Origin of the sequence: Fulvimarina manganoxydans, from assembly GCF_900176465.1 — a bacterium.
GTDB lineage: Bacteria > Pseudomonadota > Alphaproteobacteria > Rhizobiales > Rhizobiaceae > Fulvimarina > Fulvimarina manganoxydans.
The window spans coordinates 37,262-62,758 of sequence record NZ_FWXR01000003.1 but is presented as its reverse complement, the minus strand read 5'-3'; the positions used below and the strand labels follow the sequence as shown (position 1 = coordinate 62,758).

The 25,497-nt window shown below is 63.2% G+C and carries 26 protein-coding genes; 16 read left to right on the top strand and 10 right to left on the bottom strand.

Annotation, left to right across the window (positions count from 1 at the left end; genetic code table 11):
* The first annotated feature begins 63 nt into the window (after positions 1 to 63).
* Genes B9A15_RS04765 through rsmA form a run of 3 tightly spaced genes read left to right on the top strand, consistent with a single transcriptional unit; the run spans position 64 to position 2,899 of the window.
* Positions 64 to 1,014: a SurA N-terminal domain-containing protein gene (locus tag B9A15_RS04765; protein WP_244556797.1), complete on the top strand. Its 951-nt coding sequence runs from the start codon at positions 64 to 66 to the stop codon at positions 1,012 to 1,014.
* Complete coding sequence (gene pdxA / locus B9A15_RS04760) at positions 1,011 to 2,075, top strand: 4-hydroxythreonine-4-phosphate dehydrogenase PdxA (RefSeq protein WP_084408901.1); 1,065 nt, start codon at positions 1,011 to 1,013, stop codon at positions 2,073 to 2,075. The genes B9A15_RS04765 and pdxA overlap by 4 nt, the downstream gene beginning before the upstream one ends.
* The gene (gene rsmA, locus B9A15_RS04755) at positions 2,072 to 2,899 is read left to right on the top strand and encodes a 16S rRNA (adenine(1518)-N(6)/adenine(1519)-N(6))-dimethyltransferase RsmA (protein WP_084408900.1); all 828 of its coding nucleotides are present in this window, start codon (positions 2,072 to 2,074) and stop codon (positions 2,897 to 2,899) included. Before pdxA ends, rsmA begins: the two co-directional genes overlap by 4 nt.
* 30 nt (positions 2,900 to 2,929) lie before the next feature.
* Here rsmA and gmk read toward each other — a convergent pair whose 3' ends face one another.
* From gmk to fabD, 7 genes are all read right to left on the bottom strand, one after another.
* The gene (gmk, locus tag B9A15_RS04750) at positions 2,930 to 3,595 is read right to left on the bottom strand and encodes a guanylate kinase (RefSeq protein ID WP_084408899.1); all 666 of its coding nucleotides are present in this window, start codon (positions 3,593 to 3,595) and stop codon (positions 2,930 to 2,932) included.
* Positions 3,592 to 4,473: a YicC/YloC family endoribonuclease gene (locus B9A15_RS04745; protein ID WP_084408898.1), complete on the bottom strand. Its 882-nt coding sequence runs from the start codon at positions 4,471 to 4,473 to the stop codon at positions 3,592 to 3,594. Before B9A15_RS04745 ends, gmk begins: the two co-directional genes overlap by 4 nt.
* 96 nt (positions 4,474 to 4,569) lie before the next feature.
* Entirely contained in the window at positions 4,570 to 5,679 is a 1,110-nt protein-coding gene (mltG, locus tag B9A15_RS04740; protein ID WP_084408897.1) for an endolytic transglycosylase MltG, read from the bottom strand.
* A gap of 106 nt (positions 5,680 to 5,785) precedes the next feature.
* Entirely contained in the window at positions 5,786 to 7,051 is a 1,266-nt protein-coding gene (gene fabF / locus B9A15_RS04735; protein WP_084408896.1) for a beta-ketoacyl-ACP synthase II, read from the bottom strand.
* 43 nt (positions 7,052 to 7,094) lie between these two features.
* Positions 7,095 to 7,334 carry an acyl carrier protein gene (locus B9A15_RS04730; protein ID WP_084408895.1) on the bottom strand — a complete coding sequence of 80 codons (240 nt, stop codon included), beginning with the start codon at positions 7,332 to 7,334 and terminating at the stop codon, positions 7,095 to 7,097.
* A 177-nt stretch (positions 7,335 to 7,511) separates the two neighbouring features.
* Positions 7,512 to 8,249, bottom strand: coding sequence for a 3-oxoacyl-[acyl-carrier-protein] reductase (gene fabG, locus B9A15_RS04725; protein WP_084408894.1), 738 nt, complete (start codon positions 8,247 to 8,249; stop codon positions 7,512 to 7,514).
* 125 nt (positions 8,250 to 8,374) lie between these two features.
* Entirely contained in the window at positions 8,375 to 9,313 is a 939-nt protein-coding gene (gene fabD, locus B9A15_RS04720) for an ACP S-malonyltransferase (RefSeq protein WP_084408893.1), read from the bottom strand.
* Positions 9,314 to 9,790: 477 nt separating this feature from the next.
* On the opposite strand from fabD, the gene rpsF reads away from it, so the two are divergent.
* From rpsF to B9A15_RS04660, 12 genes are all read left to right on the top strand, one after another.
* Positions 9,791 to 10,267, top strand: a complete 477-nt coding sequence (rpsF, locus tag B9A15_RS04715) for a 30S ribosomal protein S6 (protein WP_084408892.1) — start codon at positions 9,791 to 9,793, stop codon at positions 10,265 to 10,267.
* Between the two features lie 5 nt (positions 10,268 to 10,272).
* The gene (rpsR, locus tag B9A15_RS04710; RefSeq protein WP_084408891.1) at positions 10,273 to 10,521 is read left to right on the top strand and encodes a 30S ribosomal protein S18; all 249 of its coding nucleotides are present in this window, start codon (positions 10,273 to 10,275) and stop codon (positions 10,519 to 10,521) included.
* Between the two features lie 195 nt (positions 10,522 to 10,716).
* A complete protein-coding gene (locus B9A15_RS04705) occupies positions 10,717 to 11,691 on the top strand; it encodes a hypothetical protein (RefSeq protein WP_084408890.1) in 975 nt (324 codons plus the stop codon).
* Between the two features lie 67 nt (positions 11,692 to 11,758).
* Positions 11,759 to 12,364, top strand: a complete 606-nt coding sequence (gene rplI, locus B9A15_RS04700; RefSeq protein WP_084408889.1) for a 50S ribosomal protein L9 — start codon at positions 11,759 to 11,761, stop codon at positions 12,362 to 12,364.
* A gap of 198 nt (positions 12,365 to 12,562) precedes the next feature.
* Positions 12,563 to 13,843: a cyclopropane fatty acid synthase gene (locus B9A15_RS04695; protein WP_084408888.1), complete on the top strand. Its 1,281-nt coding sequence runs from the start codon at positions 12,563 to 12,565 to the stop codon at positions 13,841 to 13,843.
* A gap of 249 nt (positions 13,844 to 14,092) precedes the next feature.
* The gene (locus B9A15_RS04690; RefSeq protein WP_084409120.1) at positions 14,093 to 15,583 is read left to right on the top strand and encodes a replicative DNA helicase; all 1,491 of its coding nucleotides are present in this window, start codon (positions 14,093 to 14,095) and stop codon (positions 15,581 to 15,583) included.
* 26 nt (positions 15,584 to 15,609) lie between these two features.
* The gene (alr, locus tag B9A15_RS04685; protein WP_084408887.1) at positions 15,610 to 16,803 is read left to right on the top strand and encodes an alanine racemase; all 1,194 of its coding nucleotides are present in this window, start codon (positions 15,610 to 15,612) and stop codon (positions 16,801 to 16,803) included.
* A 23-nt stretch (positions 16,804 to 16,826) separates the two neighbouring features.
* The gene (locus B9A15_RS04680) at positions 16,827 to 17,216 is read left to right on the top strand and encodes a hypothetical protein (protein ID WP_084408886.1); all 390 of its coding nucleotides are present in this window, start codon (positions 16,827 to 16,829) and stop codon (positions 17,214 to 17,216) included.
* Between the two features lie 207 nt (positions 17,217 to 17,423).
* Positions 17,424 to 18,815 (top strand): DNA repair protein RadA, encoded by a 1,392-nt coding sequence (gene radA, locus B9A15_RS04675; RefSeq protein WP_084408885.1) that lies wholly within the window; start codon positions 17,424 to 17,426, stop codon positions 18,813 to 18,815.
* Positions 18,816 to 18,953: 138 nt separating this feature from the next.
* Positions 18,954 to 19,538 carry a CvpA family protein gene (locus B9A15_RS04670; protein WP_084408884.1) on the top strand — a complete coding sequence of 195 codons (585 nt, stop codon included), beginning with the start codon at positions 18,954 to 18,956 and terminating at the stop codon, positions 19,536 to 19,538.
* A gap of 170 nt (positions 19,539 to 19,708) precedes the next feature.
* On the top strand, positions 19,709 to 21,160 hold the full coding sequence (gene purF / locus B9A15_RS04665) for an amidophosphoribosyltransferase (protein ID WP_084408883.1): 1,452 nt from the start codon (positions 19,709 to 19,711) through the stop codon (positions 21,158 to 21,160).
* A gap of 38 nt (positions 21,161 to 21,198) precedes the next feature.
* A complete protein-coding gene (locus B9A15_RS04660) occupies positions 21,199 to 21,939 on the top strand; it encodes an SDR family NAD(P)-dependent oxidoreductase (protein WP_084408882.1) in 741 nt (246 codons plus the stop codon).
* Between the two features lie 27 nt (positions 21,940 to 21,966).
* Here the strand turns inward: B9A15_RS04660 and B9A15_RS04655 are convergent, their stop codons facing one another.
* The 3 genes from B9A15_RS04655 to B9A15_RS22850 all read right to left on the bottom strand — a co-directional run bounded on the left by B9A15_RS04655 (position 21,967) and on the right by B9A15_RS22850 (position 23,739).
* Positions 21,967 to 22,533, bottom strand: a complete 567-nt coding sequence (locus B9A15_RS04655) for a TetR/AcrR family transcriptional regulator (RefSeq protein WP_084408881.1) — start codon at positions 22,531 to 22,533, stop codon at positions 21,967 to 21,969.
* A 3-nt stretch (positions 22,534 to 22,536) separates the two neighbouring features.
* Positions 22,537 to 23,001 carry a nuclear transport factor 2 family protein gene (locus tag B9A15_RS04650; protein ID WP_084408880.1) on the bottom strand — a complete coding sequence of 155 codons (465 nt, stop codon included), beginning with the start codon at positions 22,999 to 23,001 and terminating at the stop codon, positions 22,537 to 22,539.
* A 180-nt stretch (positions 23,002 to 23,181) separates the two neighbouring features.
* The gene (locus B9A15_RS22850) at positions 23,182 to 23,739 is read right to left on the bottom strand and encodes a type II toxin-antitoxin system prevent-host-death family antitoxin (RefSeq protein WP_084408879.1); all 558 of its coding nucleotides are present in this window, start codon (positions 23,737 to 23,739) and stop codon (positions 23,182 to 23,184) included.
* A gap of 116 nt (positions 23,740 to 23,855) precedes the next feature.
* Here B9A15_RS22850 and B9A15_RS04640 point away from each other — a divergent pair, with 116 nt between their 5' ends.
* Complete coding sequence (locus tag B9A15_RS04640; RefSeq protein WP_084408878.1) at positions 23,856 to 25,328, top strand: ATPase domain-containing protein; 1,473 nt, start codon at positions 23,856 to 23,858, stop codon at positions 25,326 to 25,328.
* Positions 25,329 to 25,497: the final 169 nt, after the last annotated feature.

The following is a 25,497-nucleotide window of genomic DNA, read 5'->3' as shown; positions in this document are numbered from 1 at the left end:
AGACGGCGCGGCACGAACGGATTGGATCGAGCCGGGACCGCAATGCGGGGGGATGGAGTGACGATGGCACGGATGACCACCTTGATGACGCGCGGCGTTCTGGTCGCCATTCTCGGCCTGACGACGCTTGGCTCCACGATGGTCATGCCGGAACGCGCCGCTGCCGCCTCTTCTATCGCCGTCGTCGTCAATGGTGAGCCGATCACCACCTATCAGATCCGCCAACGCGCGGCCTTTCTGAAGTTGCGCCGTGTCGGCGGAAACACCACGCAAAAGGCAACCGACGAGCTCATCGACGAGGCTCTGAAGAAGCAGGAGATGCGGCGCCAGCGTGTATCCATCCCGGACGACGCGGTGAACGCGGCCTATGCGAACTTCGCCAAAGGCAACAAGCTCACCGAAGCGCAGCTCGCGCAGGTCCTGAGCCGCGCCGGTTTCTCACCTGACGGCTTCAAGGACTATATTCGCGTCCAGATGGGCTGGGGTCAGGCGGTCCAAAAGCGCGTCCGCGCCACCGAGCGACTGAGCGAGCAGGACGTCGTCCAGCGCATGTTGGCTCAGGGCGGCAAAAAGCCGACGACCACGGAATATACCCTGCAGCAGGTAATTTTCGTCATTCCAGATGGCCAGCGCGGCGCGCTGCTTGGCAATCGCAAGCGCGAGGCGGAGGCGATGCGCGCCCGCTTCCAGTCCTGCGATTCGACCTATCAGATCGCCGGCGGCTTGCGCGACGTGACGGTGCGCGATCTCGGCCGTGTCGCTCAGCCTGAGCTGCCTGGCCTGTGGAAGGACGCGGTCATGCAGACCTCGCCCGGTCGCACCACCCCTGCCAAGGAGACCGAGCGCGGCGTTGAATTCATCGCCGTCTGCCAGGCGCGCAAAATCTCCGACGACAAGGCGGCGGCCATGGTCTTCCAGGCCCGCGATCTCGAGGCGCTGAACGACAGCGAAAAGGGTCCCGACGCCAAAGTGCTGGCCGACCTGCGCAAAGAGGCGCAGATCATCCGCAAGTGACCGGCCTCGACACGCAAGCGTCTGCGCGTTCGCTCCACGCCCCGCTCGCCATCACGGTGGGCGAGCCATCGGGGATCGGGCCAGACCTCATTCTCTCGCTTCAGGCGGTGGGCGCGGATGCGTTGCCGCCGCATTTCGTCATCGCCGATCCCGGGATGCTGGAGAGCCGCGCGCGCCGGCTCGGTCTCGGCTGTGATGTCGTCGTCATCGCAAAGCCTGAAGACGCCATGTCCGTTGCGACCGGGCAGCTTCCCGTGCTCCCGCTGGTCAATCACCATGGCGACACACCGGGCAAGATCGATCCGGCGAATGGACCAGGCACGATCGAGGCAATCGACCGAGCAGTCGGTTTCTGCCTGGACGGGCATGCGAGCGCCGTCGTCACAGCGCCGATCGACAAGAAGGCGCTCTACGATGTCGGCTTCCGCCATCCCGGACATACGGAATATCTGGCCGATCTTTGCGCCAAGCGCTTGGGCCAACCCTTCACGCCCGTGATGCTGCTTGCCGGGCCCGAGCTCTCATGCGTACCCGTTACTATCCACATTCCGCTCGCCGATGTGCCGGAGGCACTCACCGCCGAGCTCATCGAAGAAACCTGCCAGATCGTCGCTCGTGATCTGCGGGAGCGCTTTGCGATCGAATCCCCGCGCCTTGCCCTTGCCGGCCTCAACCCACATGCGGGCGAGCGCGGCGCCATCGGCCTCGAAGACGAGCGCGTGATTCGCCCCGCCATCGAACGCCTGCGCCTTGCCGGTATCGAGGCCTTCGGCCCACTTCCCGCCGACACGATGTTCAATGCGCGGGCGCGAAAAACCTATGATGTCGCCATCTGCATGTATCACGATCAGGCCTTGATTCCGGCGAAGACGCTTGCCTTCGACGAGACGGTGAATGTGACGCTCGGCTTGCCGATCATCCGCACCTCGCCCGATCACGGCACGGCTTCGGACATCGCAGCAAAAGGCGTTGCGCGACCCGACAGTTTCCTGGCCGCGATCGAGACGGCAGCCGACATGGCGAGGCGCAGCGATATCTCGATGAAGACGAGACCTTCGTGAGCACCATCGACGATCTGCCGCCGCTACGCGAGGTGATTGCCACCCATGACCTCGCCCCGCAAAAGCGGCTCGGCCAGAATTTCCTCTTCGATCTCAACCTCACAGCCAAGATCGCGCGTCAGGCGAAGCCCCTCGACGAATGCACTGTGCTCGAAGTCGGACCCGGCCCCGGTGGGTTGACGCGCGCCCTCCTGTCGGAAGGGGCTGCCCGTGTCGTCGCGGTCGAAAAGGACCCGCGCTGCGTGCCGGCGCTCGATGAGATCGCGGAGCGCTATCCCGGCCGCCTCGATATCCGACAACTCGACGCTCTCGGCCTCGATCTCTCGGCGGTCGCCGATGACCGGCCACTGAAGATCGTCTCAAACCTTCCCTATAATGTCGGAACCCAGCTGCTTCTCGACTGGCTCGCCGTGCCCGCTTGGCCGCCGCGCTGGGAAAGCCTGACACTGATGTTTCAAAAGGAGGTGGCCGAGCGGATCGTTGCGGCGCCCGGCACCAACCATTATGGGCGCCTTGCCGTTCTCGCCGGATGGCGCACGAAGGCGCGGATCGCTTTCGAGGTTCCACGCGAGGCGTTCACCCCGCCGCCCAAGGTGACCTCGGCGATCGTCCATCTGACGCCCCGCCCCGAACCAGCGCCGGCACCACTCGACGCATTGGAGCGGGTGACGGCGAGTGCCTTCGGCCAACGCCGCAAAATGCTGCGCCAGAGCCTCAAGAGCCTCGGTGGAGCGGCGCTCCTCGAAAGCGTCGGCATCGATCCGCAAAGGCGCGCCGAGACCTTGTCGATCGAGGAATTCTTAAAGCTGGCAAACGCGATCTGAGCGCTGCGGCCCTAAGACCAGCAGCCATTCTCAGTCGAAGCTCTCTTCCAACAACTTCGTCGTGAAGTCGAAGAGGCCAGGCCGGCGCTCACGGCGCAGGCGCTCGGCCGCGATTACCGAACGCACCGCTTCGAAAGCCGTGTTCAGATCTTCGTTGACGATGACATAGTCGTAGTCGCGCCATCGTTCGATCTCGATCCGGGCATTGGCGAGGCGGATCGCGATCGTCTCGCCCGAATCCTCCGCCCGGCGCAGAAGCCGCGCCTTCAATTCGCGCATGGAGGGGGGCAGGATGAAGATCGAGACGACGTCGCCGCCGGCCTGTTCCTGCAGCTGCAGGGCGCCCTGATAGTCGATGTCGAAGAGCATGTCCTGGCCGTTGCGCATGGCGCGCTCGGCCGGGGCTCGCGGCGTCCCGTAGAAATTGCCATGGACCTCGGCCCATTCGAGCAGCGCGCCGCTGTCGCGCAGCCGCTCGAACTCGTCGCGATCGATGAAGCGATAATGGACGCCATCAATCTCGCTCGCCCGGCGCTTGCGCGTCGTCACGCTAACCGAAAGGGCGAAGCCCTGATCGGATTCCAGAAGCGTTCGGGCGATGGTCGATTTGCCTGCGCCGGATGGTGAGGAGATCACCAGCATCAATCCGCGCCGTTCGATCTCCGCACCCGGTTCCCTATTCGCCACGATCGTCATTCCACATTCTGAACTTGTTCACGAAACTGGTCCACCACCACCTTCAGCTCCAGGCCGATGGCCGACAGGGAGACCGCGTTGGATTTGGAACAGATCGTGTTCGATTCGCGATTCATTTCCTGCGTCAGAAAGTCGAGACGGCGACCTACGGCCTCGTCCGTTGCCAGAAGGTCGCGGATTGCGCTCGCATGACTGGCAAGCCTGTCGATCTCCTCGCCGATATCAGCCCGGACCGCGATGATCGCCGCCTCTTGATGAAGCCGCGCCTCGTCGAACGACTCCCCATGGAGACGGGCGACCTGTTCGGCGATCCGGGCGCGGATCACCTCCGGGCGGCGGGCATCGTCCTGCCGGGCAGCCTCGATCAACGCCTCGATGCGCTCGAGCCGTCCCGACAGATGGGTTTCGAGCGCGCGGCCCTCGCTCTCGCGAGAGGCAACAAGTCCTTCGAGCGCTGCGGCAAAGGCGTCGTCGGCAGCCGCCAGAACGGCTTCGTTGGGCCGAACGCTGTCGTCGCGATCGCCGAAATCGAGCACGCCTTTCAGCTGAAGCAGGCCATCGGCCGTTGGAAGCCGCGCGCGCCCTTCAGCGACGAGGCGATCGGTGATCGCAAGGATCTGGGCCAGCCGTTCTTCGTCGACCACCCGTTGGCTGGCTCCGGTTCCCGCCCCCACAGAGAGAACCCCATGCACGTTACCGCGTGAGAGGCGGGCCGAGGCTTTGGCTCGCAATCCGTTTTCGAGCCCCTCGAAGCCGGGCGGCATGCGAAGCCGAAGATCAAGCCCACGCCCGTTGACGCTCTTCAACTCCCAGACGAGCGAGACGGATTGCGCGACCGCTTCCTGCCGGGCAAATCCCGTCATGCTCCTCAAGGCCAAAGACCGGTCCTCTCTTCCATCAAGCCAGCAAAACGATGTCCCTGGTCAATCGGAACAAACGCGCACCGCGCCCGCGCCGAACGCAGCCGGACCTCGCTATTCTTGCGCCTGGGCCCGCCGCTCGCGTTCGATCTGGCGATATTTCTGAACGTTGCGATTGTGCTCGTCCAACGTCTTGGAAAAGACGTGCCCCCCGGTTCCATCCGCCACGAAATAGAGATCGTCCGTATCGAGCGGATGGGCAACGGCTTCGAGTGCCGCACGGCCCGGGATGGCGATCGGTCCTGGAGGCAGACCCTTGATGCGATAGGTGTTATAGGGCGTGTCGCTGTCGATGTCCGACTGAGTCACCGGCGCGCCGCTCGGCTTTCCGGCGCCGCCATAGACGCCATAGAGGAACGTCGGATCGGACTGAAGCCTCATGCCCTTGCGCAGCCGGTTGACGAAGACCGAAGCCACATGGGGGCGCTCGGACGCGATGCCGGTTTCCCGCTCGACGATCGAGGCGAGAGTCACGAACTGGCCAATATCCTCGATCGGAAGGTCCTCATCGCGGCCCTCCCAAATCTCCCGGACCATCGCTTCCTGTTCCTTGCGCATGCGCTCGACGAGAGCGGATCGCTGCATTCCACGCTGAACAAGATAGGTCTCGGCGCGAAGCATACCCTCGGGCACCTCGCCCGGCATCGGTCCGGCAAGGACGTCGGCTTCCGCGATGCGCTCATAGGCGCGATGCACCGTCAAACCTTCGGGAATCGTAATGGAATGCTGGATCGAGTTGCCGCTTCGCAGCTTTTCCATGACGCCGCGCATGGAAACGCCCGGCGGGAAGAGAAATTCTCCGGCCTTCAAATCGCCGGCAGCGCCCGCAAGGCGAACGCCGTAATTGAAGATGCCGCCATTGGAGATGATGCCGTTGCGCTCCAGCCCCTCGGCGATCGCACCCAATGAGGTGCTGCGCGGAACGACGTAAGTCGCCTCCTGGCGCAAAGGACCGGGTTCCTCGAACTCGCCCTTGCCCCAATACAGAATGGCGCCGATCGTCAGCACGCCGAAAAAGGCGAGCGACAGGCAGAGATTGAGGAAGATGACGATCTGGCTACGGGCGGCGCGCGAGCGCCGTTTGGGCTTGCCGGCCCGGCCGCCACGTCCGCCTGGCTCGCGATCCCCGTTATTCGCGGTGTCGGACGGATATTCCTTGCTCAACGATCGACCCCCAAGACGATGATCTTCTCGGGCTTCCACGACCACGGCAATGTGGCGAAAGACCGACGCCGGAGACGCCGCGCCGACAAAGGGCGCGGCACTGAGATCAGTCGGTCACGCGGCGGAAGACGAGGGACGCGTTGGTGCCGCCGAAACCGAAGGAGTTGGAGAGCGCGATATTGATCGGCTTCTCGCGCTTGGATTTGGCACAGAGATCGATCTTCGTCTCGACCGAAGGATTGTCGAGATTGATCGTCGGCGGCGCGACATTGTCGCGAATGGCGAGAACCGAGAAGATCGCCTCCACGGCGCCGGCGGCGCCAAGCAGATGCCCCACCGCGGATTTGGTGGAGGACATGGTGATCTTGTCCGCCGCATCGCCGACCAGGCGCTCGATGGCGCGCAGCTCGATCTCGTCGCCGAGCGGCGTCGAGGTGCCATGGGCGTTGACATAGTCAATGTCGTGCGGGGTGATCCCGGCACGCTTCATCGCCGCCGTCATACAGCGATAGGCGCCATCACCATCCTCGGCCGGCGCCGTGATGTGATAGGCGTCGCCCGACAGGCCATAGCCGATGACTTCCGCATAAATGCGGGCGCCACGGGCCTTAGCGTGTTCGTATTCCTCAAGGACGACGACGCCTGCGCCCTCGCCCATGACAAAACCGTCGCGATCCCGGTCGTAAGGCCGGGAGGCGCGCGTCGGATCGTCGTTGAAATGGGTCGACAGTGCCTTGCAGGCGGCGAACCCGGCCATTGAAAGGCGGCAGACGGGCGACTCGGCACCGCCGGCCACCATCACGTCGGCATCCCCGAGCCCGATGAGGCGCGAGGCGTCGCCGATCGCGTGGGCGCCCGTCGAGCAGGCCGTCACCACCGAATGGTTGGGGCCCTTCAATCCATGACGGATCGACACCTGGCCCGAAGCCAGATTGATCAAGCTGCCCGGAATGAAGAAAGGCGAGACGCGGCGCGGTCCCTTTTCGGCAAGAATCAGGGAGGTCTTTTCGATCCCCTGAAGACCGCCGATGCCGGAGCCGATCAGAACACCGGTGGTGATCTGATCCTCGTAGCTTTCCGGGTGCCAGTCGGCGTCGTCGAGCGCTTCGGAGGCCGCGGCCATCGCAAAAACGATGAAGTCGTCGACCTTGCGCTGCTCCTTCGGCTCCATCCACAAATCGGGATTGAACGTCCCGTTTTCGCCGTCGCCGCGTGGAATCTGACAGGCCACCTTGCAGGCCAGATCGTCGGCCTGGAAGGATTCGACGCGGACTGCGCCGCTCTCGCCCTTCAGAATGCGCTTCCAAGTCACGCCGGTGTTCGCCCCGAGGGGCGAAACCATGCCGACGCCAGTGATGACTACACGTCTCATTCGCTGCTCAATCGTCCGCCGACCTCAGGTCCGAAGACCAGACTTAGGCGGCTTTGTTCTTCTCGATGAAGTTCACCGCGTCGCCGACCGTCAGGATCGTCTCGGCAGCGTCGTCGGGGATTTCGACGCCGAATTCTTCTTCGAAGGCCATGACCAGCTCGACGGTGTCGAGGCTGTCTGCGCCCAGATCGTCGATGAAGCTGGCGTTCTCCGTCACCTTCTCCTGCTCGACGCCGAGATGCTCGACGACGATCTTCTTCACGCGCTCAGCGGTATCGCTCATTGTCAGTCCTCTATTGCGATTGACCCGTCGTCGCCCTCGTTAGACGTGCGACAAGGGATTATCAAGCGCCGGCCTTTCTGGCCGGCCACTCCTCGGTGGGCAGTCTGTCGCCTGGGCCGGCTCAGATCACGCCGCAAAATGGCGCGGCTAGCGGCTGGCGGAGCTGCCCGAAACTCGTCAGATCATCGCCATGCCGCCATTCACATGCAGCGTCTGGCCGGTCATGTAGGATGCCTCGTTGGAGGCAAGATAGACGGCGGCGGACGCCACCTCCTTCGCCTCGCCCATACGCTTCATGGGAATCGCCCCCATGATCGCGTCCTTCTGCTTGTCGTTCAGCTTCTCGGTCATCGCGCTGGTGATAAAGCCCGGAGCAATGCAGTTGACCGTCACGCCGCGCGAGGCGATCTCGCTCGCCAAAGACTTCGAAAAGCCGATCATACCGGCCTTGGCCGCGCAGTAATTCGCCTGTCCCGGATTGCCGGTCACGCCGACGACCGAGGTGATGTTGATGATGCGGCCGAAGCGGCGACGCATCATCGGATGGGTAAGGCCCCGAGTCAGGCGGAAGGCCGCCGTCAGATCGATCTCAATGACCTTGTCCCAGTCCTCGTCCGACATGCGTACGAAGAGACCGTCCTTGGTGATTCCGGCATTGTTGACGAGAATGTCGACGCCGCCCAGCGTTTCTTCCGCCGTCTCGGCCAGCGCCTTCTGCTCGTCCCGATCGCCAAGATTTGCGGGAAGCACATGGACACGCTCCCCGAGCTCTCCGGCAAGAGCGTCCAGCGCGTCGCGGCGCGTGCCGTGAAGACCGACCGTCGCCCCGGCGGCATGCAGAGCGACGGCGATCTCGCGGCCAATACCACCGCTCGCTCCGGTCACCAGTGCCTTGCGACCCGTCAGTTCGAACATGTCTCTTCCTTCCATCCTCTCGGCCTTGTCGAGACGGCCGTCATGGCATCGAACTCGACTTGTCGGGCAATTCTCGCCACGTTTCCGTGGCCGTTCGCCGCGTCGTTTTTGCGCTAGATGCCGCTTCAGGCGCCATCCTGCAAGAAGGCCGCAATATCTTCCGGCGTTCCAACCGCTCGTGCCGACAGCCTTTTATCGATCCTACGAGCGAGACCCGACAGGACTTTTCCGGCGCCGATCTCGACCAGTTGTGTCACGCCCTCATTGGCCAAGAAGACCATCGATTCCTGCCAGCGCACCTGACCTGTCACTTGATCCACGAGGCGCGTGCGGATGGCTTCGGGATCGCTGGTGGAAGTTGCCGTCACATTGCTGACGAGCGGAATTCTCGGCGCTTCGATGCGTGCTTCGCTCAGAGCCTCGCCCATCCGATCGGCGGCCGGCTGCATCAGACTGCAATGGAAGGGCGCAGAGACGGGCAGCGCAATGGCCCGCTTGGCCCCGCGTTCCAAAGCGAGCGCCATCGCCTTTTCGACCGCTCCCTTCTCGCCGGAAATCACAATCTGCCCGCCGCCATTGTCGTTGGCCGGCTCGCAAACCCCATCGGCCGCCGCTTCCTTGCACAGGGCGGCGACCGCATCGCTCTCTAATCCGAGAATGGCCGCCATTGCGCCCTTGCCGGCTGGCACCGCCTCCTGCATCGCGCTGCCGCGAATGCGCAGGAGCTTCGCCGTCTCGGTGACCGACAAGGCCCCGGCTGCCGCGAGGGCCGAATATTCGCCCAGCGAATGACCGGCGACGAAAGCTGCCTTGTCGACAGCATAGCCCTCGCTCTCGAGCGCGCGCATCGCCGCGAGCGAGACGGCCATCAGCGCCGGTTGGGCGTTGGCCGTCAGCGTCAGGGTCTCGGCCGGTCCGTCGAAGATGATCGCGGACAGTTTTTCGCCAAGCGCCTCGTCGACCTCCTCGAAGACCGCGCGGGCGGCCGGATAGGCCTCGAGGAGGGCGCGTCCCATGCCGACCTGCTGGCTGCCCTGCCCCGGAAAAACGAGTGCCGTCGTCATGCGTTTCGCTCCTGATCCTTGCCTCACCGCCCGGCATCGAACGCAGGTCGATCGACGACCTTGCGTCTTGGCGTTGCGTTCACCGGCCCTTTCGCCGGGGCATGTTTCACAAAAACCGGCCGTGTCAAGCGCGGCGTCCGCCGGCAAGGTCCCGAATCAGCGCCGTGCCGATCGATGTCGGAGGGACGAACCGAACCCTCAGCCATTGCGGTTGCGAAAGCTGCGGGAATGGTCTATGTGCCGCCTCGTCGAACGTCCGGACCCAGCTGGGGGCTGAACGGAAGGCGCCCGGCTCGATTGAGCCGGATGCAGGGGCCCTGAAAACGTCCCGGCTTCCCGTGTCTCCGCTCTCGACCGTTCCCTTTATTTGCGCCTTTCCGTTTCCGGCCTATCGCCGGCTGGAAAGGTCGCAGAGGCTTAGCCGCTGGGATCCGGCTCCGTTACGACAGGAAAACGAAACCGGAAAGGCGAAACGATATGGCTCTTTACGAGCACGTCTTCCTTGCGCGTCAGGACATCTCGAACCAGCAGGTTGATCAGTTGGTCGAAAACCTGCGTGGCATTCTGGAAGCTGGCGGCGGCAAGGTCGCGAAGGTCGAGAACTGGGGTCTGAAGTCCCTGGCCTATCGCATCGATAAAAACCGCAAGGCCTATTACACGCTGATGAACATCGACGCCCCGGCGTCGGCCGTCCAGGAGATGGAGCGCCAGATGCGCTTCAACGAGGACGTCATCCGCTTCATGACCATCCGCGTCGACGCCCATGAAGAGGGCGCGTCCGCCATGATGCAGAAGCGCGACGACCGCGGCCAGCGCCGTGGTGGCCGTGACGATCGTGGCCCGCGCCGTGACCGCGACGATCGTGGTCCGCGCGGTGATCGTGACGACCGTGGCCCCCGTGGCGACCGCGAGGACCGTGGTCCCCGCCGCGAACGCAATAGCGACTCGGAGTAATCATCATGGTCGATATCGCACAGCTTCCGACCCGTCGTCCGTTCCATCGTCGCCGCAAGTCCGACCCCTTCTCCGGGGCCGAGGCGCCGAAGATCGACTACAAGGACGTTCGTCTCCTGCAGCGCTACATTTCCGAGCGCGGCAAGATCGTTCCCTCGCGCATCACGGCGGTTTCGCAGAAGAACCAGCGTCTTCTCGCAAAGGCGATCAAGCGCGCCCGCTTCCTGGGCCTTCTGCCCTATGTGGTGAAGTGATAGCCTGAAAGGGCTCCGGGCTACCCCGCCCATACAGCGGTCGGTCCGACGAGATTGAAAGCCCGGCGCGCATGACGCGCCGGGCCTTGATCCCTCCGCAGTCAGGCGGCGGTCGGGTCTGCAAGACTTTACAGAGCCAAGCTGGGGCCCGAGCGGCCCCTAACTGCAAAAGACGCAGGACAGCGACACCAGACGATGACACCCTCGACCCTTCTTGTGGCCGGTCTTTCGGGCCTTGCAAGCGCGCTCCTCTTTGCGGGGCTTGCGCTGCAGTCCGGCAGTGCCGTCGGCTTGGCACTCGCCGCTCCGCTGCCCATTGCGATCGCAGGTCTCGGCTGGGGCCGAAGCGCTGGTTACATTGCCGCGCTCGTCGGGCCTCTCGTCATCTTCCTCATCACCCAGAACGTTCCGAGCGCCTTCACGCTCGCCATCGCCCTGACCCTGCCGATCGCCGTCGCAGCCCATCTTGGCGGACGTGCGAGCGTCACGGAAAGCACGGCGGAAACGCCTCACTCGCCGCATGACGTCCCGATGTCCGAGCCGGCCATCCGGTGGTTTCCCGTCTCGCGGATCCTGTTCGTCCTGACCGTGGCGGCGGCCGTCGCCTGCGTCCTGCTTGGCTGGATGCTCGCCTACGATCCGCAGGAAATCCTGCCGGCTCTGACGGCCTCGCTGACCGAAGGCGCCAACGATCTCGATCCGGCCGCTCGCGTCCAGCTGGAGAATATGGCCGGGCTGATCGTCGCTCTGGTGCCGCTGATCCAGCCGGCGGTGCTGACGCTGGTTCTCGTCATCTGCCTTTATCTCGGTGCTCGGATCGCGCGCTCCTCCGGCAAATTCCCGCGCCCCCAGGACGACCTGCCCCAGGTCGCCAATCTGCCGCAGGGCGCGCTGCTGATCTTCGTCGTCTCGCTGATCGGCACCTTCATTCCAGGCGCGGCGCATCTTGTTGCGACCGTCTTTACCGGCGCATTTGGCATCGCTTTCGCGCTGGTCGGGCTGGCACGCCTTCACAGACGCACACGCGGGCGCCCGGCCCGTGGCCTCGTGCTCTTCACGGTCTATGCCACCATCCTTCTCCTCACCTTCCCGCTTCTCGTCTTCGTCGTCATGGGCATCGTCGAGACATGGCGTCGTGGTGAGGCGCTCACGAGGCCGGGCCCGCGCTGACGCGGGTCGCAGCACCTCGACCCGGAACCCGAAAAGACAATCGACGGATCATCGAAAGGACAAAACAATGGACGTCATTCTTCTCGAACGCATTGGCCGTCTCGGCCAGATCGGCGACACCGTGCGCGTGCGCGACGGCTATGCCCGCAACTATCTTCTGCCGACGGGCCGCGCCCTTCGCGCCAACGACGCCAACCGCGCCCGCTTCGAGGCCCAGAAGGCTCAGATCATCCAGCGCAATGAAGAGCGCAAGGCCGATGCCCGTACGGTCGCCGACCGGCTCGAGGGTAAGACCTTCGTCGCGGTTCGCTCCGCCGGCGAGACGGGCCAGCTCTACGGTTCGGTTTCGGCGCGCGACGTTGCCGATCTGATGGCCGCCGAAGGCTTCAAGGTCGGCCGCAACGAGGTCGCCATGCAGCAGCCGATCAAGATGATCGGCGTCCATCCGGTGCTGATCGCCCTCCATCCGGAGGTCGAGGTGACGATCAATGTCAACGTCGCCCGTTCGCCGGACGAGGCTCAGCGTCAGGAAGCTGGTGAGGATCTGACCTCCTACGAAGCGATCTACGGCTCCGACGAGGAAGACGAGATCCTCGAGGATGAGGCCGAGGTCGAGGACGAGGCGGCCGAGACCGAGGGCGAAGCCGAAGACGAGACGACACCGGCCGCCTGACTTCGCTAGTCGGTTCATCGAATGCGAGATTTCCTTGTCTCGCACTGGAATATTTTTGGGGCCTCGTCGATGCGGGGCCCTTTTCCTTGGCCGATCGCGTCTTAGTGTCTCAACAGATCGTTATTGGAGACCGGCCGGAAACGACGCGAAGTTGACCGCCATTTCCGAGGCTCGGTCTGTCGAGGCCGGAGACTGGCCATGAACAGCCTATTGTCTTTTTATCTTCGCCGCATCGTCAGCGACGGAAATCTTCTCATCACCGATGGGGACGGCGAGACCCATCGTTTCGGCGATGGCGCCGGAGACCCCGTACACATCCACATCAAGTCGCGCGCCGCCGAACGGGCGATCGCTGTCAACCCAGCGCTCAAATTCGGCGAATCCTATATGAATGGCGCCGTCGACATGGTCGAAGGCACCATCTACGACGCGCTGGCCCTGATCTTTTCCAACGCTGGAAACGAGGCTTCGGCCCAGCCCTGGATGCGGGCGATCGAGCGTATGCGCCTCACCTGGCGGCGCTTCGTCCAGCACAACACGCCAAAGCGCGCACGCCGGAACGTCCAGCATCATTACGACCTGTCGGCCGAGCTCTACGACCTCTTCCTCGATATCGACCGGCAATATTCCTGCGCCTATTTCGAGAGTCCGGGCGACGATCTTGATCAGGCCCAACTCGCCAAGAAGCGGCATGTGGCCGCCAAGCTCAATTTTGATCGACCCGGCCTCAAGACCCTCGATATCGGCTGCGGCTGGGGTGGCTTGGGGCTCTATCTCGGCCGCCATCTGTCGGCGGACGTGACCGGCATCACGCTGTCGGACGAACAGCATCAGCTCGCCTCGCGCCGGGCCATGAAGGAAAGGCTCGGCGACCGGGTGCGCTTTCGCATCGAGGACTATCGCAAGACCGAGGGTCCCTTCGATCGCATCGTGTCCGTCGGCATGTTCGAGCATGTGGGCCGCGACTATTACGACGAATTCTTCCAGCACGCCGATCGGCTTCTCGATAAGAACGGTGTGATGCTGCTCCACACGATCGGCCGCTACGGCGCGCCGGCCAACACCAATGCCTTCATCTCCCGCTATATTTTCCCCGGCGGCTATCTGCCAGCTTTGTCGGAAATCATGGAGCCGGTGCAGCGAAGCGGGCTGATCCTCACCGATGTGGAGGTGTTGCGGCTTCATTATGCCAAGACCCTCGAGGCATGGCGGGAGCGGTTCGCCGAAAGGCGGAACGAAGCCAAGTCGCTCTATGATGAGCGGTTCTGCCGCATGTGGGAATTCTACCTCGCAGCATCCGAAGCGGCCTTCCGCTGGCAGGATTGCGTCGTTTTCCAGCTGCAATTCGCAAAGCGGGTCGACGCTTTGCCGATCACGCGAAGTTACATGAGCGACGCCGAGGAACGGTTGCGACAGCTCGACGGCTCCGACCCGGCACGCACGCTAGCGCGGCGCGAATGTTGCGAGGCGGCCGAATAGCTTTCCCCAATCTTATCCACAGCGTTCCCCGCTGATCGAAAGCCCGACCGGGACGGGGCACCCGTGCCGTCCCGGCCCTGTTAAGGATCGGGCACCTCGTGTATCGCTGTCCTCTTCCGCCGAGGCGTCCCCATGGCCGCCGGCCCTGCGAGCCGGCGCTCGGACGATCGGCGATCCGATTGAAAGACGGCGTCATGCGCCTTGCCGACAAAGGGCAGGGTTTGGCGCGACGAGGACGAAGGTCAGGCCATGGCGGAGGCATTACGCAAGCTCGAACAGGACGAGCAGGCGCTTTATCGCGAGGCGCCCAACAATCTGGAAGCCGAACAGGCGCTGCTCGGCGCCATTCTGGTCAACAACGATGCCTATTACATCGTCCATGACTTCCTGAAACCCGAGCATTTCTACGAACCGCTGCACCGAGATATCTTCGCGAAGGTCTCCGAGATGGTGCGGATGGGCAAGATCGCCAATCCGGTCACGATCAAGACCTTCCTGCCCGCCGCCCAACGGGTCGGCGACATCACGGTCTCCGAATATCTCGCGCGTCTCGCGGCGGCGGCAACAACGATCATCAATACCGGCGACTATGGTCGCGCGATCTACGATCTCGCCATTCGACGCTCGCTGATCCGCCTTGGCGAGGATGTGGTCAATCTGGCCTATGAGGCGCCGCTCGACATGGAGCCGAAGGTGCAGATCGAGGATGCCGAGCGCCGGCTCTTCGAACTCGCCGAGACCGGACGCTATGATGGCGGCTTCCAGTCCTTCCGCGACGCGATCGATCTGGCGGTTCAAATGGCGACCGCCGCCAAGGATCGCGATGGCGGCCTTTCCGGCATCTCGTCGGGGCTTCAGACCCTCGACCGCAAGATGGGCGGCCTGCAGCCTTCCGACTTGATCATTCTGGCCGGCCGCCCCGCTATGGGTAAGACCTCGCTCGTCACCAACATCGCCTTCAACGTCGCGGCCGCCTATGAGCCGGCCGAACAGGCCGACGGCACGTTCAAGGCCAAGAATGGCGGCGTGGTCGGCTTCTTCTCCCTCGAAATGTCAGCCGAACAGCTGGCCACCCGTATCATTTCCGAGCAGACCGAAATTTCGTCCTCCAAGATCAGGCGCGGCGAGATCAATGATGCCGATCTCCAGAAGCTGATCGCCTGCACGGAGATGATGAGCAAAATCCCGCTCTATATCGACCAGACCGGCGGCATCTCGATCGCCCAGCTCGCGGCTCGGGCAAGGCGCCTGAAACGCCAACGCGGCCTCGACCTGATGGTGATCGACTACGTCCAGCTGATGACCGGTTCATCCAAGAAGTCCTCGGAGAACCGCGTGCAGGAGATCACCGAGATCACGACGGGCCTGAAAGCGCTCGCCAAGGAGCTCTCGGTGCCGATCATCGCGCTCTCCCAGCTCTCGCGTCAGGTGGAGAACCGCGAGGACAAGCGCCCCCAGCTCGCGGATTTGCGCGAATCGGGCTCGATCGAGCAGGACGCCGACGTCGTCCTTTTCGTCTATCGCGACGAATATTACCTCGCCAATCGCGAGCCCAAGCCCGGAACGGACGAGCATTTGAAGTGGGAACAGGCCTTGAACGAGGCACGCGGCAAGGGCGACGTCATCATCGCCAAGCAGCGTCACGGGCCTGTCGGCACGGTATCCCTCGCCTTCCAGGCCGAATACACCCGCTTTTCCGATCTCGCCGAGGAGGCTTATCTTCCGGAACGCTACGAGTGATCGCAAAAGGAGAGCGTTCGTCCCGAATGAACCATCTCGAAGCCGACAATCGATCCAGCCTTTTGCCCCGCGTGACGATCGACCGAGAGGCGCTTCAGGCCAATTGGCGGACGCTCGCCCGGCTCAATCGAACAGGGCGCACGGGCGCGGCGGTCAAGGCAAACGGGTATGGCCTTGGCGCCGTGCCGGTGGCCCTCGCCCTGGCCGAAGCCGGGTGCCGGGACTTCTTCACCGCCTGGGTCGAAGAAGGCGCCGAGTTGCGTCCCGCCCTCGACGAGGCGGGGATCGGAGACGCACGGATCTACATCCTTCAGGGCGTCGATCTCACTGACATCCCTCTCTGCCTGGACGCGCGGCTGACCCCCGTCCTCTCCACTCTCGCCCAGATCGCAGCCTGGGGCGAAGGCCTGGAGCGGGCGGATAGACGCGCGCCCGCCGCGCTTCAATTCGAGACCGGCATGAACCGGCTCGGCCTCGACGAGAGCGCCCTGCCAATTGTCGAAGCCGCCATGCATGGCGCGCTCGACGTATCGATGGTGATGAGCCATCTCGCCAGCGCCGATGAAGACCCGGACCAGAGCGAACATCAGCGCGCCCGGTTCATGGGGATCGCCGACCGCTTTCCCGGCGCCGAACGCTCGCTCGCTAATTCCGCGGCGTGCTTTCTCGGCCCGGATTACACCCTCGACCTGACGCGCCCCGGCATCGCCCTTTATGGCGGGCGTGCCGGGCCCCAGTCGGATGGCCGTCCCAATACGGTCGCGACACTCTCGGCGGCGGTCCTGCAGATTCGTGAGGCAAGAACCGGCGAGCGCGCGGGCTATGGCGGCTCGGCGCGTCTCGAACGCCCGACGCGGATCGCGACCGTTGGTCTCGGCTATGCCGACGGCTATCTTCGCACCCTGTCCGGGGCAGGCATTCCCATGCGCGGCCTCTCTCCCGGCCCCCATGCCGTCCTCGCAGGTCATAGCGTCCCAATTCTCGGCCGCATCTCGATGGATCTGACCCTTCTCGACGTGACCGACCTGCCCGAAGACGCGATCCAACCCGGCGACCGCGCGGAGTTCTTCGGCCCGAACGTCGCTTTGGACGAGGTGGCGGCAGCGGCGGGGACCATCGGCTATGAGTTGCTGACGGGGCTCGGGCAAAGGGTAAGGCGGAGCTGGTCGTCGCCGATCGCCCGTGTTGAACACAGCCGAGAGGCGCGATATAGCGAATAGAGATAGCTTCGAGTGGAAAGCACGTGGAAGGCCGTTACGATTTCCTGCGTGGTCTGGTGCCCTTTATTCCTGTCGTCATCGGCATTGGGCTCAAATTCGCGTTGATCGACAAGCCAGGGCAAGACCTCTTTGAGCACTTCTACTCGACCTATCTCGCTCCGGCTTGGATCGAATTTCTCGTCACTGCTTTCGTCATCGGCATCACCGCCATGCTCTCGCAACCGACCGTCAACAAGACCGACATATTGGTTTTTGCGGCCCTTCCGGCACTTTGCTTCGTGGTGTGTACGATCCTCGCATTGGGGACAGCGAAAGCCAGGATTGAGAGCAGCGTGATGCAGGTCTATATGCCGGGCATACTTGCGGCGATCAGCCTCGGCATCTCAGGAGGACGTGTTGGCAAGGCACTCTGAGCGACGTTACCAGGACCAGAGTTGGAGCGAGGGCCTTCGCGAGGCGATCGCATATGTTGTCAAGCACGGCGCCCCTGCCATCGGTGTGGCTCTTGTGATCGTCACACTGATGAAGATGTCGGAGCTTCTCGTCCGGCATTTCGGCTAGCCGCATCACGGCAAGCGAGCCGGGTTCCGTTTTGTCTTCGAGGGCCCTAAACGAGGCTCATGGCGAAACCGAAAATCACCTTCATCTGCCAGGCCTGCGGCGCGGTCTATAATCGCTGGCAGGGCAAATGCGACGCCTGCGGCGAATGGAATACGATCGTCGAGGAGTCCTCGGCGGGCGGGGTCGCCGGTGGGCCGCAGCGATCGCGGCGCAAGGGCCGTCCTTCGGCCCTTCTGCCGCTGGCCGGCGAGAATGAGGAAGCGCCCCGCATCGCTTCCGGCATTGCCGAGCTCGACCGCGCGACCGGCGGCGGCATCGTGCGCGGCTCAGCGATCCTGATCGGCGGCGATCCCGGCATCGGCAAGTCCACGCTCCTGATGCAGGCCGCGAGCGCCCTCGCCCGGCGCGGTGCCAAGGTCATCTATGTATCTGGCGAGGAAGCCGTCGCCCAGGTCCGTCTGCGCGCCGAGCGTCTGAAGGCGGCCGATACCTCCGTCCAGCTGATGGCCGAGACGAATGTGGAAGACATTCTGGCGACGCTCGCCGATGCCGGCCGGCCCGACCTCGTCGTCGTCGATTCCATTCAGACTCTTTGGAGCGACACCGCCGAATCGGCGCCCGGCACCGTCACCCAGGTCCGCACGGGCGCTCAGGCGCTGATCCGCTTTGCCAAAGCCAGCGGCGCGGCTGTCGTCCTCGTCGGCCATGTCACCAAGGAAGGCCAGATCGCCGGCCCGCGCGTCGTCGAGCACATGGTCGACGCCGTGCTTTATTTCGAGGGCGAAGGCGGTCACCACTACCGCATTCTGAGAACCGTCAAGAACCGCTTCGGACCGACCGACGAGATCGGCGTATTCGAAATGGGCGATACCGGCCTGAGGGAAGTCGCGAACCCTTCGGAGCTTTTTCTCGGGGAGCGCAACGACAAGGCGCCGGGCGCTGCGGTCTTTGCCGGCATGGAGGGCACGCGCCCTGTTCTCGTCGAGATTCAGGCTCTCGTCGCCCCTTCGTCGCTCGGAACGCCGCGACGGGCCGTGGTCGGCTGGGATTCGGCGCGCCTTGCCATGGTGCTCGCCGTTCTCGAAGCGCGCTGCGGGGTGCGGCTCGGCAGTCACGACGTCTATCTTAATGTCGCCGGCGGTTTCCGCATCTCCGAACCGGCGGCCGACCTTGCCGTTGCCGCCGCGCTTGTCTCCTCTCTTTCGGGCGCCGCGCTTCCCGCCGATTCGGTCTATTTCGGCGAAGTTAGCCTGTCGGGGGCGGCTCGCCCGGTCGCCCATGCCGTCCAGAGGCTGAGGGAAGCGGAAAAGCTCGGTTTTTCCGCCGCGACCGTCCCGTCGGCCAGCGCCGACCTACCGAAATCGGGCATATCCGTGCGCGCGGTCGAGACGCTGGGCGACCTCGTCGCCCATATCGCAGCCGGTTCGGCGAGCCTCTCGGAGGAGGATTGACGGCCATTCTCTGAACCTTCGCCGCGAAGTCTTGATGTTCGAGCAATGGATTTGTGCGAAACGGAGCGTTAAGGCACGTCCAACTTCATTGGGCGCGGCCTGCGGAGCCCAGAAACGATCGATCACGGATCATAAGCGATGACACTCACCATTCTCGACGCGATCCTCGTCGCCATCATGCTCGTCTCGGCGCTGCTGGCCATGGTCCGCGGCTTTTCCCGGGAAGTCCTATCGGTGGTCGCCTGGGGCGTTTCGGCCTTCGCCGCCTACTATTTCTTCGAGTCCTTGACGCCGTTCGTCAGCCAGTATGTGAACAATGAGAAGGCCGCGATGGCGATCGCTGCGGCCGGCATCTTCTTCGTCACACTTATCATCGTCTCCTTCATCACGCTGAAAATCGCCGATTTCATCATCGACAGCCGAATTGGTGCACTGGACCGGGTGCTCGGCTTCATCTTCGGCGCAGTCCGCGGTCTTCTCCTCGTCGTCGTGGCGATGCTGTTCTTCAACTGGCTCGCGCCGGAGAATCAGCCGGGCTGGGTCGCCAATGCCGCGTCCAAACCGTTCCTCGACGACCTGGGCCAACAGCTCGTCGCCGCTCTTCCCGAAAATCCGCAAGGCGCGATCTTCGATCAGCTGGACGGTCTGGCGGGAGGCGCCGACGAGGAACCCGCCACCGGCGAGCCGGACACGGTCGAGGGCGTCATCCAAAACAGTCAGTAATCATCAGCCGCGTTGGAACGGTTGCAAAGGCCGGCGCGTCGGCCTATTGCCCCTGTCGAAGTCGTATCGCTGTCACATGGGTGTTTGGAATCACTCGCAACTGCGGCCGCGAGCGTCTATATAGGGTCGGCGACCAGGAGACCGGTCTCCGGCAAGCGACGAGACATCTGATGGACGAGACGCCCTTCGGCGACGACACGCTGCATGAAGAATGCGGCGTTTTCGGCATTTTCAATCGGGCGGACGCGGCTGCGTTGGTTACGCTCGGCCTTCATGCGCTGCAGCATCGAGGCCAGGAGGCAGCGGGCATTGTCGCCTATGACGGCGCCCAGTTCCATGTGGAGCGCCATCCCGGTCTGATCGGCGATACCTTCACCAAGCAGGCGGTCCTGGAACGCCTCCCGGGCGATTCGGCGATCGGCCATACGCGCTATGCGACCACCGGCGGCGGCGGCCTGCGCAACGTGCAGCCCTTCTTCGCCGAGCTTTCAGCCGGCGGCTTCGCCGTCGCCCATAATGGCAACATCACCAATGCCATGACGGTCCAGCGCGAGCTTCAGCGGCGCGGGTCGATCTTCTCCTCCACCTCCGACACCGAGACGATCCTGCATCTGATCGCGACCTCCGGGGCGCGGCATTTCAAGGACAAGCTGATCGACGCTTTGTCGCGGCTCGAAGGCGCCTTTTCCCTGGTGGGCCTGGCGGCCGGCAAGATGGTCGGCGTACGTGATCCGCTGGGCATTCGCCCCCTCGTTCTTGGCGATCTGGAAGGCGCGCCGATCCTCACCTCCGAGACCTGCGCGCTCGATATTATCGGGGCGGATTTCGTCCGGGACATCGAGCCCGGCGAGATGGTGATCGTCACCGACAAGGGGATCGAGAGCCTGTTTCCCTTCCAGAAGCGCAAACCGCGCTTCTGCATCTTCGAATATGTTTATTTCGCCCGGCCCGACTCCTCCGTCGAAGGGCGCAACGTCTATACGATCCGCAAGAAGATCGGCGAGGAGCTGGCGCGCGAGAGCCATGTGGACGCCGATATCGTGGTGCCGGTGCCTGACTCAGGCGTCCCAGCGGCGATCGGCTATGCCCAACAGGCCGCCCTCCCCTTCGAGCTCGGCATCATCCGCAATCATTATGTCGGACGTACCTTCATTCAGCCGACCGACGCGATCCGCCATATGGGCGTCAGGCTGAAGCACAACGCCAATCGCTCAATGATCGAGGGCAAGCGCGTCATCCTCGTCGACGATTCGATCGTTCGCGGCACGACGAGCCAGAAGATCGTTCAGATGGTGCGCGACGCGGGCGCGAGCGAAGTGCATATGCGCATTGCATCGCCGCCGACGACGGGCGCCTGTTTCTACGGCGTCGACACGCCGGAGACGGGAAAGCTGCTCGCTTCGCGCATGACCATTGCCGAGATGGCGGAGTTCATCAAAGTGGACAGCCTCGCCTTTCTGACGATCGACGGGCTCTACCGGGCTTGCGACGAGGATGGGCGCGACGCCATCCAGCCGCAATTCTGCGACGCCTGTTTCACGGGCGATTATCCGACGGCCCTGACCGACCAGGACACGGCCGACAATGTGCGCCAGCTCTCGCTGCTCGGCGGCGCCGGCTGACGACGCAATCAAAGTTCCAGACGGACGAAAAGGCATCCATGAGCGGGCGACTGACAGACAGGGTGGCGGTGGTAACCGGTGCCTCGCGGGGGATCGGCTATGAGTTTTCGCGGGTACTCGCCAGCGAAGGCGCCCATGTGATCGCCGTCGCCCGCACGGTCGGCGGATTGGAAGAACTCGACGACGCCATCAAGGCCGAAGGCGGCTCGACGACCCTCGTGCCGCTCGATCTTCTCGATTCGGCCGGGATCGACCGGCTGGGCGCGGCCATTTTCGAGCGCTGGGGCAAGCTCGACGTGATGGTGGCGAATGCCGGGCTTTTGGGCGTCCTGTCCCCCATCGGTCATATCGATCCAAAGCTGTTCGAAAAGACGATGGCGACGAATGTCACCAGTGTCTGGCGGCTGATCCGCTCGCTCGACCCTCTGCTTCGCCGATCCGATGCCGGCCGCGCAATCCTGATGTCGTCCGGCGCCGCCCATTCGGCGAAAGCCTATTGGGGTCTCTACGCCGCGACGAAAGCGGCCGTGGAAGCTCTCGGCAAAAGCTGGGCGAACGAGACGCAAAAACTCCCCTTGCGCGTCAATTCAGTCAATCCCGGCGCAACAGCGACCAAGATGCGCGCCGAAGCGATGCCTGGCGAAGATCCGGAAACGCTGCCGACCCCGCGTGAGGTCGCCGAGGCAATGCTGCCGCTGGCTCTGCCCGGCCTCACCGAGACCGGCGGTCTTTTCGACGTGCGCGAAGGGCGTTTCCTTCAGGTCTCGATGCCGGCCTGACGAGCCGCTCGGACGCATCGGCATCGGTCAGACGATCGTTTCGAGCAGGTGCATCTCGATCTGGCGCAGCCTGCGCCGGAACACCTCCGCGCTTCCAAGGGCTTTCGACAAAACGATCGCGCCCTGGATTCCGGCGACGGCTTCCTCTGCCCGCGACAATGCGACGGTCGGCGACAGACCTGCGGTCTGAAGGCAGGCACTGAGAGCCCCGACCCATCGCTCAAAATATTGCGCGATTCGCTTTGCGAAAGGCTCGCGCGCCGCGCCGAGACCAATCACCCCGACAAGACAGATCCTGCCGCCGGACCGGAAGTAGGCGTCCACATCCCGCAACATGTCTTGCATCGCGTCCTTTGGCGGAGTTGCCCGCTCGAGCGGCGAAAAGACGGACGTCTCAAACCAGCGATCGATGTCGTCGAGAACCGCGGACAACATCTCCTCCTTCCCGCCAGGGAAGAAGTTGTAGAGGCTGCCTTTGCCAAGGCCCGTCGCCTTGGAGATCAGCGATAAACTCGCGCCCTCGACCCCATGTTCGCGAAAGACCTCGGCGAGGAGCGGAACGACCTCGGAGCGTTCGGCGAAGGCGCGTGCCACCGATCAGAGCCCGAGATCGCTCAAGGAGGGATGATCGTCCGGCCGACGTCCCAGCGGCCAATGGAAGAGACGATCGCTTTCGTGGATCGGAAGGTCGTTGATCGAAGCAATACGCCGAGCCATCAGTCCGGCTTCGTTGAACTCCCAATTTTCGTTCCCATAAGAGCGGAACCAGTTGCCGCTGTCGTCGCGCCACTCATAGGCGAAGCGGGCCGCAATGCGGTTATCCGCGAAGGCCCAGACTTCCTTGATGAGCCGATAATCAAGCTCGCGAGCCCATTTTCGCGTCAGAAACGCAACGATCGCTTCCCAACCCGTGAGGAACTCGCCTCGATTTCGCCAAGCGCTATCAGGCGTGTAGGCAAGCGAGACCTTCTCCGGGTCACGGCTGTTCCACGCGTCTTCGGCCATCCGCGCCTTTTGAGCGGCCGTTTCGCGGGTGAAAGGTGGCAAGGGCGGCCTCGACATCGTGCTCTCCAGACGAGATTTGCATTTGTACCGATCGGTACAATCCTGGTCATGCGCATGTCAATCCTCGTTTTGCTCCATCCTGTCATCGCGTGATTTGAGCTTCGATATGGCGACGGACCATTGATCTCTTCCCAAGGGCGCCGCAATCCAGAGAGCGCGGTCATTGGCTGACCGCTCCTAACGGCTTGGCCCCGCTGAGACTGTCGAAAAGAGAATTCCCGCCCCTCCACCCGGCAAAGGCAGCGGGAACATGCGTATGGCGACCGTCCGATGCGGATTGGTGAGCGAGGTGGTTTCGAATGCGGCGACCTCGCCATGGGCGAAGACGCGCCGCAAATGGTCCTCGGCAACCGATCCGCGCGTATTGGGAAAGGCTGTGCGCCAGTCCAATCCGACGAGTTCATCCCGGCTCATGCCGATGAAAAGCTCTGCCATGCGGTTAACCGAGACGATCGTCCAGTCGCGGTCCAGGGAAACATAGCATTCCTGGATGCAGTCGAGGACGATGCTGAGCTTGCGGCGATAGGTTCCGTCAGGCGGCGCCTTGGCGGCCTTCAGCTTCTCATAATCCTCAATCGAGACGATCGCGACACGCGGGCGTCCGTGATGGGTGACGACCACCGGCCCATGGCGCGCACGATCCTGTATTTCACCGAAATTGCGGTTCAATTCACCGGCAGTGACGTGAGTTTCACGCGAAAGTTCCGGCGCTTTGTCGTCGTCCGAGATCGTCACGTCCGTCCCTACCCTCTAAGTAACCAGTTCGAATGCTATGAAAAGCGTTGGACGAACATAAATAATGCCTTCAATTCATAAGCTTATAAAGCAAGTTAATACAGAGCCGCCCGAATATGCGTATTTTGCGTAAAAATGGAACACAGCCGGAGCGGGGCAATATGGATAGCGAAATTTGGTCGGGTTCAAGCCCGGTCTCGACCGGTGTCGCAGGTCTCGACCAAGTGCTTTTTGGAGGTTTGCCGCCGAGAGCCATGCATTTCCTCCAGGGAAACCCCGGCACCGGTAAAACGACGCTCGCCTTGCAGTTTCTTATCGATGGTGCCGCAAAGGGCGAGAAAGGCCTTTTCATCACGATTTCACAGAGCGAAGCCGATCTGCGACGGATCGCCCGTTCCCATGGCATGTCTTTAGACCTGCTCGACATCGAGGAACTTTCGCCGCTGGATCTGGCGCGAGACGTTGCAGAGCGTCAAACAGTTCTACAGACGGCCGAAGTCGAGCTTGCCCGGACCATGGAACATATCCGGGAGCTGCTTGCCCGATCGAAGGCCGACCGGATCGTCTTCGACTCGCTTTTCGAATTCCGTCTTCTGGCAGGTAATCACCTGTCCTATCGGCGCAATCTCCTTCTTCTGAAATCGCTCGTTCTGCAATCGGGCGCCACCGCGCTTTTCCTCGACTATGCGGATCGCGAATTGGGCGATCGCCAGTTGGAAGCGCTCGCCCATGGCGTCATCGAACTCTCCATGCGGGTGCCCACCTATGGCAAGACGCATCGCCAGCTCTGCGTTGCAAAGATGCGCGGACATCGGTTCATAGAGGGCAACCACGACGTGACGATCCGGACCGGCGGCCTGACCATCTTTCCGCGGATCGTGCCGGACCTTCACGAAGCCTCCCCTGCGAGCGGCATCGTGGGAAGCGGCCTCTCCGCCGTCGACGAGATGTTGGGGGGAGGCCTGGAGGAAGGAACGACCTGTCTGATCGTCGGCCAGGCAGGTACGGGAAAATCCACCTTGGCGACCGCCTATGCTGATCATGGTGCTCGTAGCGGCCGGTCGACTGCCATGTTTCTCTTCGAGGAACGCCCGGAAATTTTCCGCAGACGCTCAAGAGACCTCGGCTTTCATCTCGAGGAGCGGGAAAAGGCGGGAACGCTAACGCTTCAACACTTCAATCCAGCCGAGACTTCGCCAGGCGAATTCGCCCAAGCGGTGGTCACCAGCGTCGAGGACCGAGGTGCAAGGGTCGTCGTCATCGACAGCCTGACGGGCTATCTCGGCGCCATGCCCGAGGAGCGGGATCTGATCACCCAGCTTCATTCCCTTCTCGCCTATCTCTCGCGCCGCGGGGTGCTGACAATACTCATCGTTGCGCAGCACGGAGTGCTTGGCGGTCCCCAGTCCATGGATATCGATACGAGCTATCTCTCCGACACCGCCATCCTCCTGCGCTACGAACAGGCCGGAACGGATATCCGCCGCACGATCACAATCGTCAAAAAGCGTCATGGGGATCACGAGACGGCGGTCCGCGAACTCGATATCGGCGATGGCTCGGTCGATGTCAGACCGCTCGCAACGTGAGGCAAACGTCTCGTCTCACTCGCCGGTTGGATGAGCCGAATCCTTCCGACCCGGCTTTGGGGCGCCGTGCCCCGGCCGAGCGCTTCACCCACTCGGATCGCGCCTCAGATAGGCGCCCGCCCAGACAGTGCTTCCAGCGCGTCTCGAAGACGACGACCGGCTCGCAAAC

Coding starts and splice junctions, on each gene's coding strand:
- B9A15_RS04765 (WP_244556797.1), top strand. CDS start 64: ATGGCACGGATGACCACCTTGATGACGCGCGGCGTTCTGGTCGCCATT.
- gmk (WP_084408899.1), bottom strand. CDS start 3,595: ATGACGATCGTGGCGAATAGGGAACCGGGTGCGGAGATCGAACGGCGC.
- fabF (WP_084408896.1), bottom strand. CDS start 7,051: ATGAGACGTGTAGTCATCACTGGCGTCGGCATGGTTTCGCCCCTCGGG.
- B9A15_RS04730 (WP_084408895.1), bottom strand. CDS start 7,334: ATGAGCGATACCGCTGAGCGCGTGAAGAAGATCGTCGTCGAGCATCTC.
- fabG (WP_084408894.1), bottom strand. CDS start 8,249: ATGTTCGAACTGACGGGTCGCAAGGCACTGGTGACCGGAGCGAGCGGT.
- fabD (WP_084408893.1), bottom strand. CDS start 9,313: ATGACGACGGCACTCGTTTTTCCGGGGCAGGGCAGCCAGCAGGTCGGC.
- rpsF (WP_084408892.1), top strand. CDS start 9,791: ATGGCTCTTTACGAGCACGTCTTCCTTGCGCGTCAGGACATCTCGAAC.
- rpsR (WP_084408891.1), top strand. CDS start 10,273: ATGGTCGATATCGCACAGCTTCCGACCCGTCGTCCGTTCCATCGTCGC.
- B9A15_RS04705 (WP_084408890.1), top strand. CDS start 10,717: ATGACACCCTCGACCCTTCTTGTGGCCGGTCTTTCGGGCCTTGCAAGC.
- rplI (WP_084408889.1), top strand. CDS start 11,759: ATGGACGTCATTCTTCTCGAACGCATTGGCCGTCTCGGCCAGATCGGC.
- B9A15_RS04695 (WP_084408888.1), top strand. CDS start 12,563: ATGAACAGCCTATTGTCTTTTTATCTTCGCCGCATCGTCAGCGACGGA.
- B9A15_RS04690 (WP_084409120.1), top strand. CDS start 14,093: ATGGCGGAGGCATTACGCAAGCTCGAACAGGACGAGCAGGCGCTTTAT.
- alr (WP_084408887.1), top strand. CDS start 15,610: ATGAACCATCTCGAAGCCGACAATCGATCCAGCCTTTTGCCCCGCGTG.
- radA (WP_084408885.1), top strand. CDS start 17,424: ATGGCGAAACCGAAAATCACCTTCATCTGCCAGGCCTGCGGCGCGGTC.
- B9A15_RS04670 (WP_084408884.1), top strand. CDS start 18,954: ATGACACTCACCATTCTCGACGCGATCCTCGTCGCCATCATGCTCGTC.
- purF (WP_084408883.1), top strand. CDS start 19,709: ATGGACGAGACGCCCTTCGGCGACGACACGCTGCATGAAGAATGCGGC.
- B9A15_RS04660 (WP_084408882.1), top strand. CDS start 21,199: ATGAGCGGGCGACTGACAGACAGGGTGGCGGTGGTAACCGGTGCCTCG.
- B9A15_RS04650 (WP_084408880.1), bottom strand. CDS start 23,001: ATGTCGAGGCCGCCCTTGCCACCTTTCACCCGCGAAACGGCCGCTCAA.
- B9A15_RS04640 (WP_084408878.1), top strand. CDS start 23,856: ATGCGTATTTTGCGTAAAAATGGAACACAGCCGGAGCGGGGCAATATG.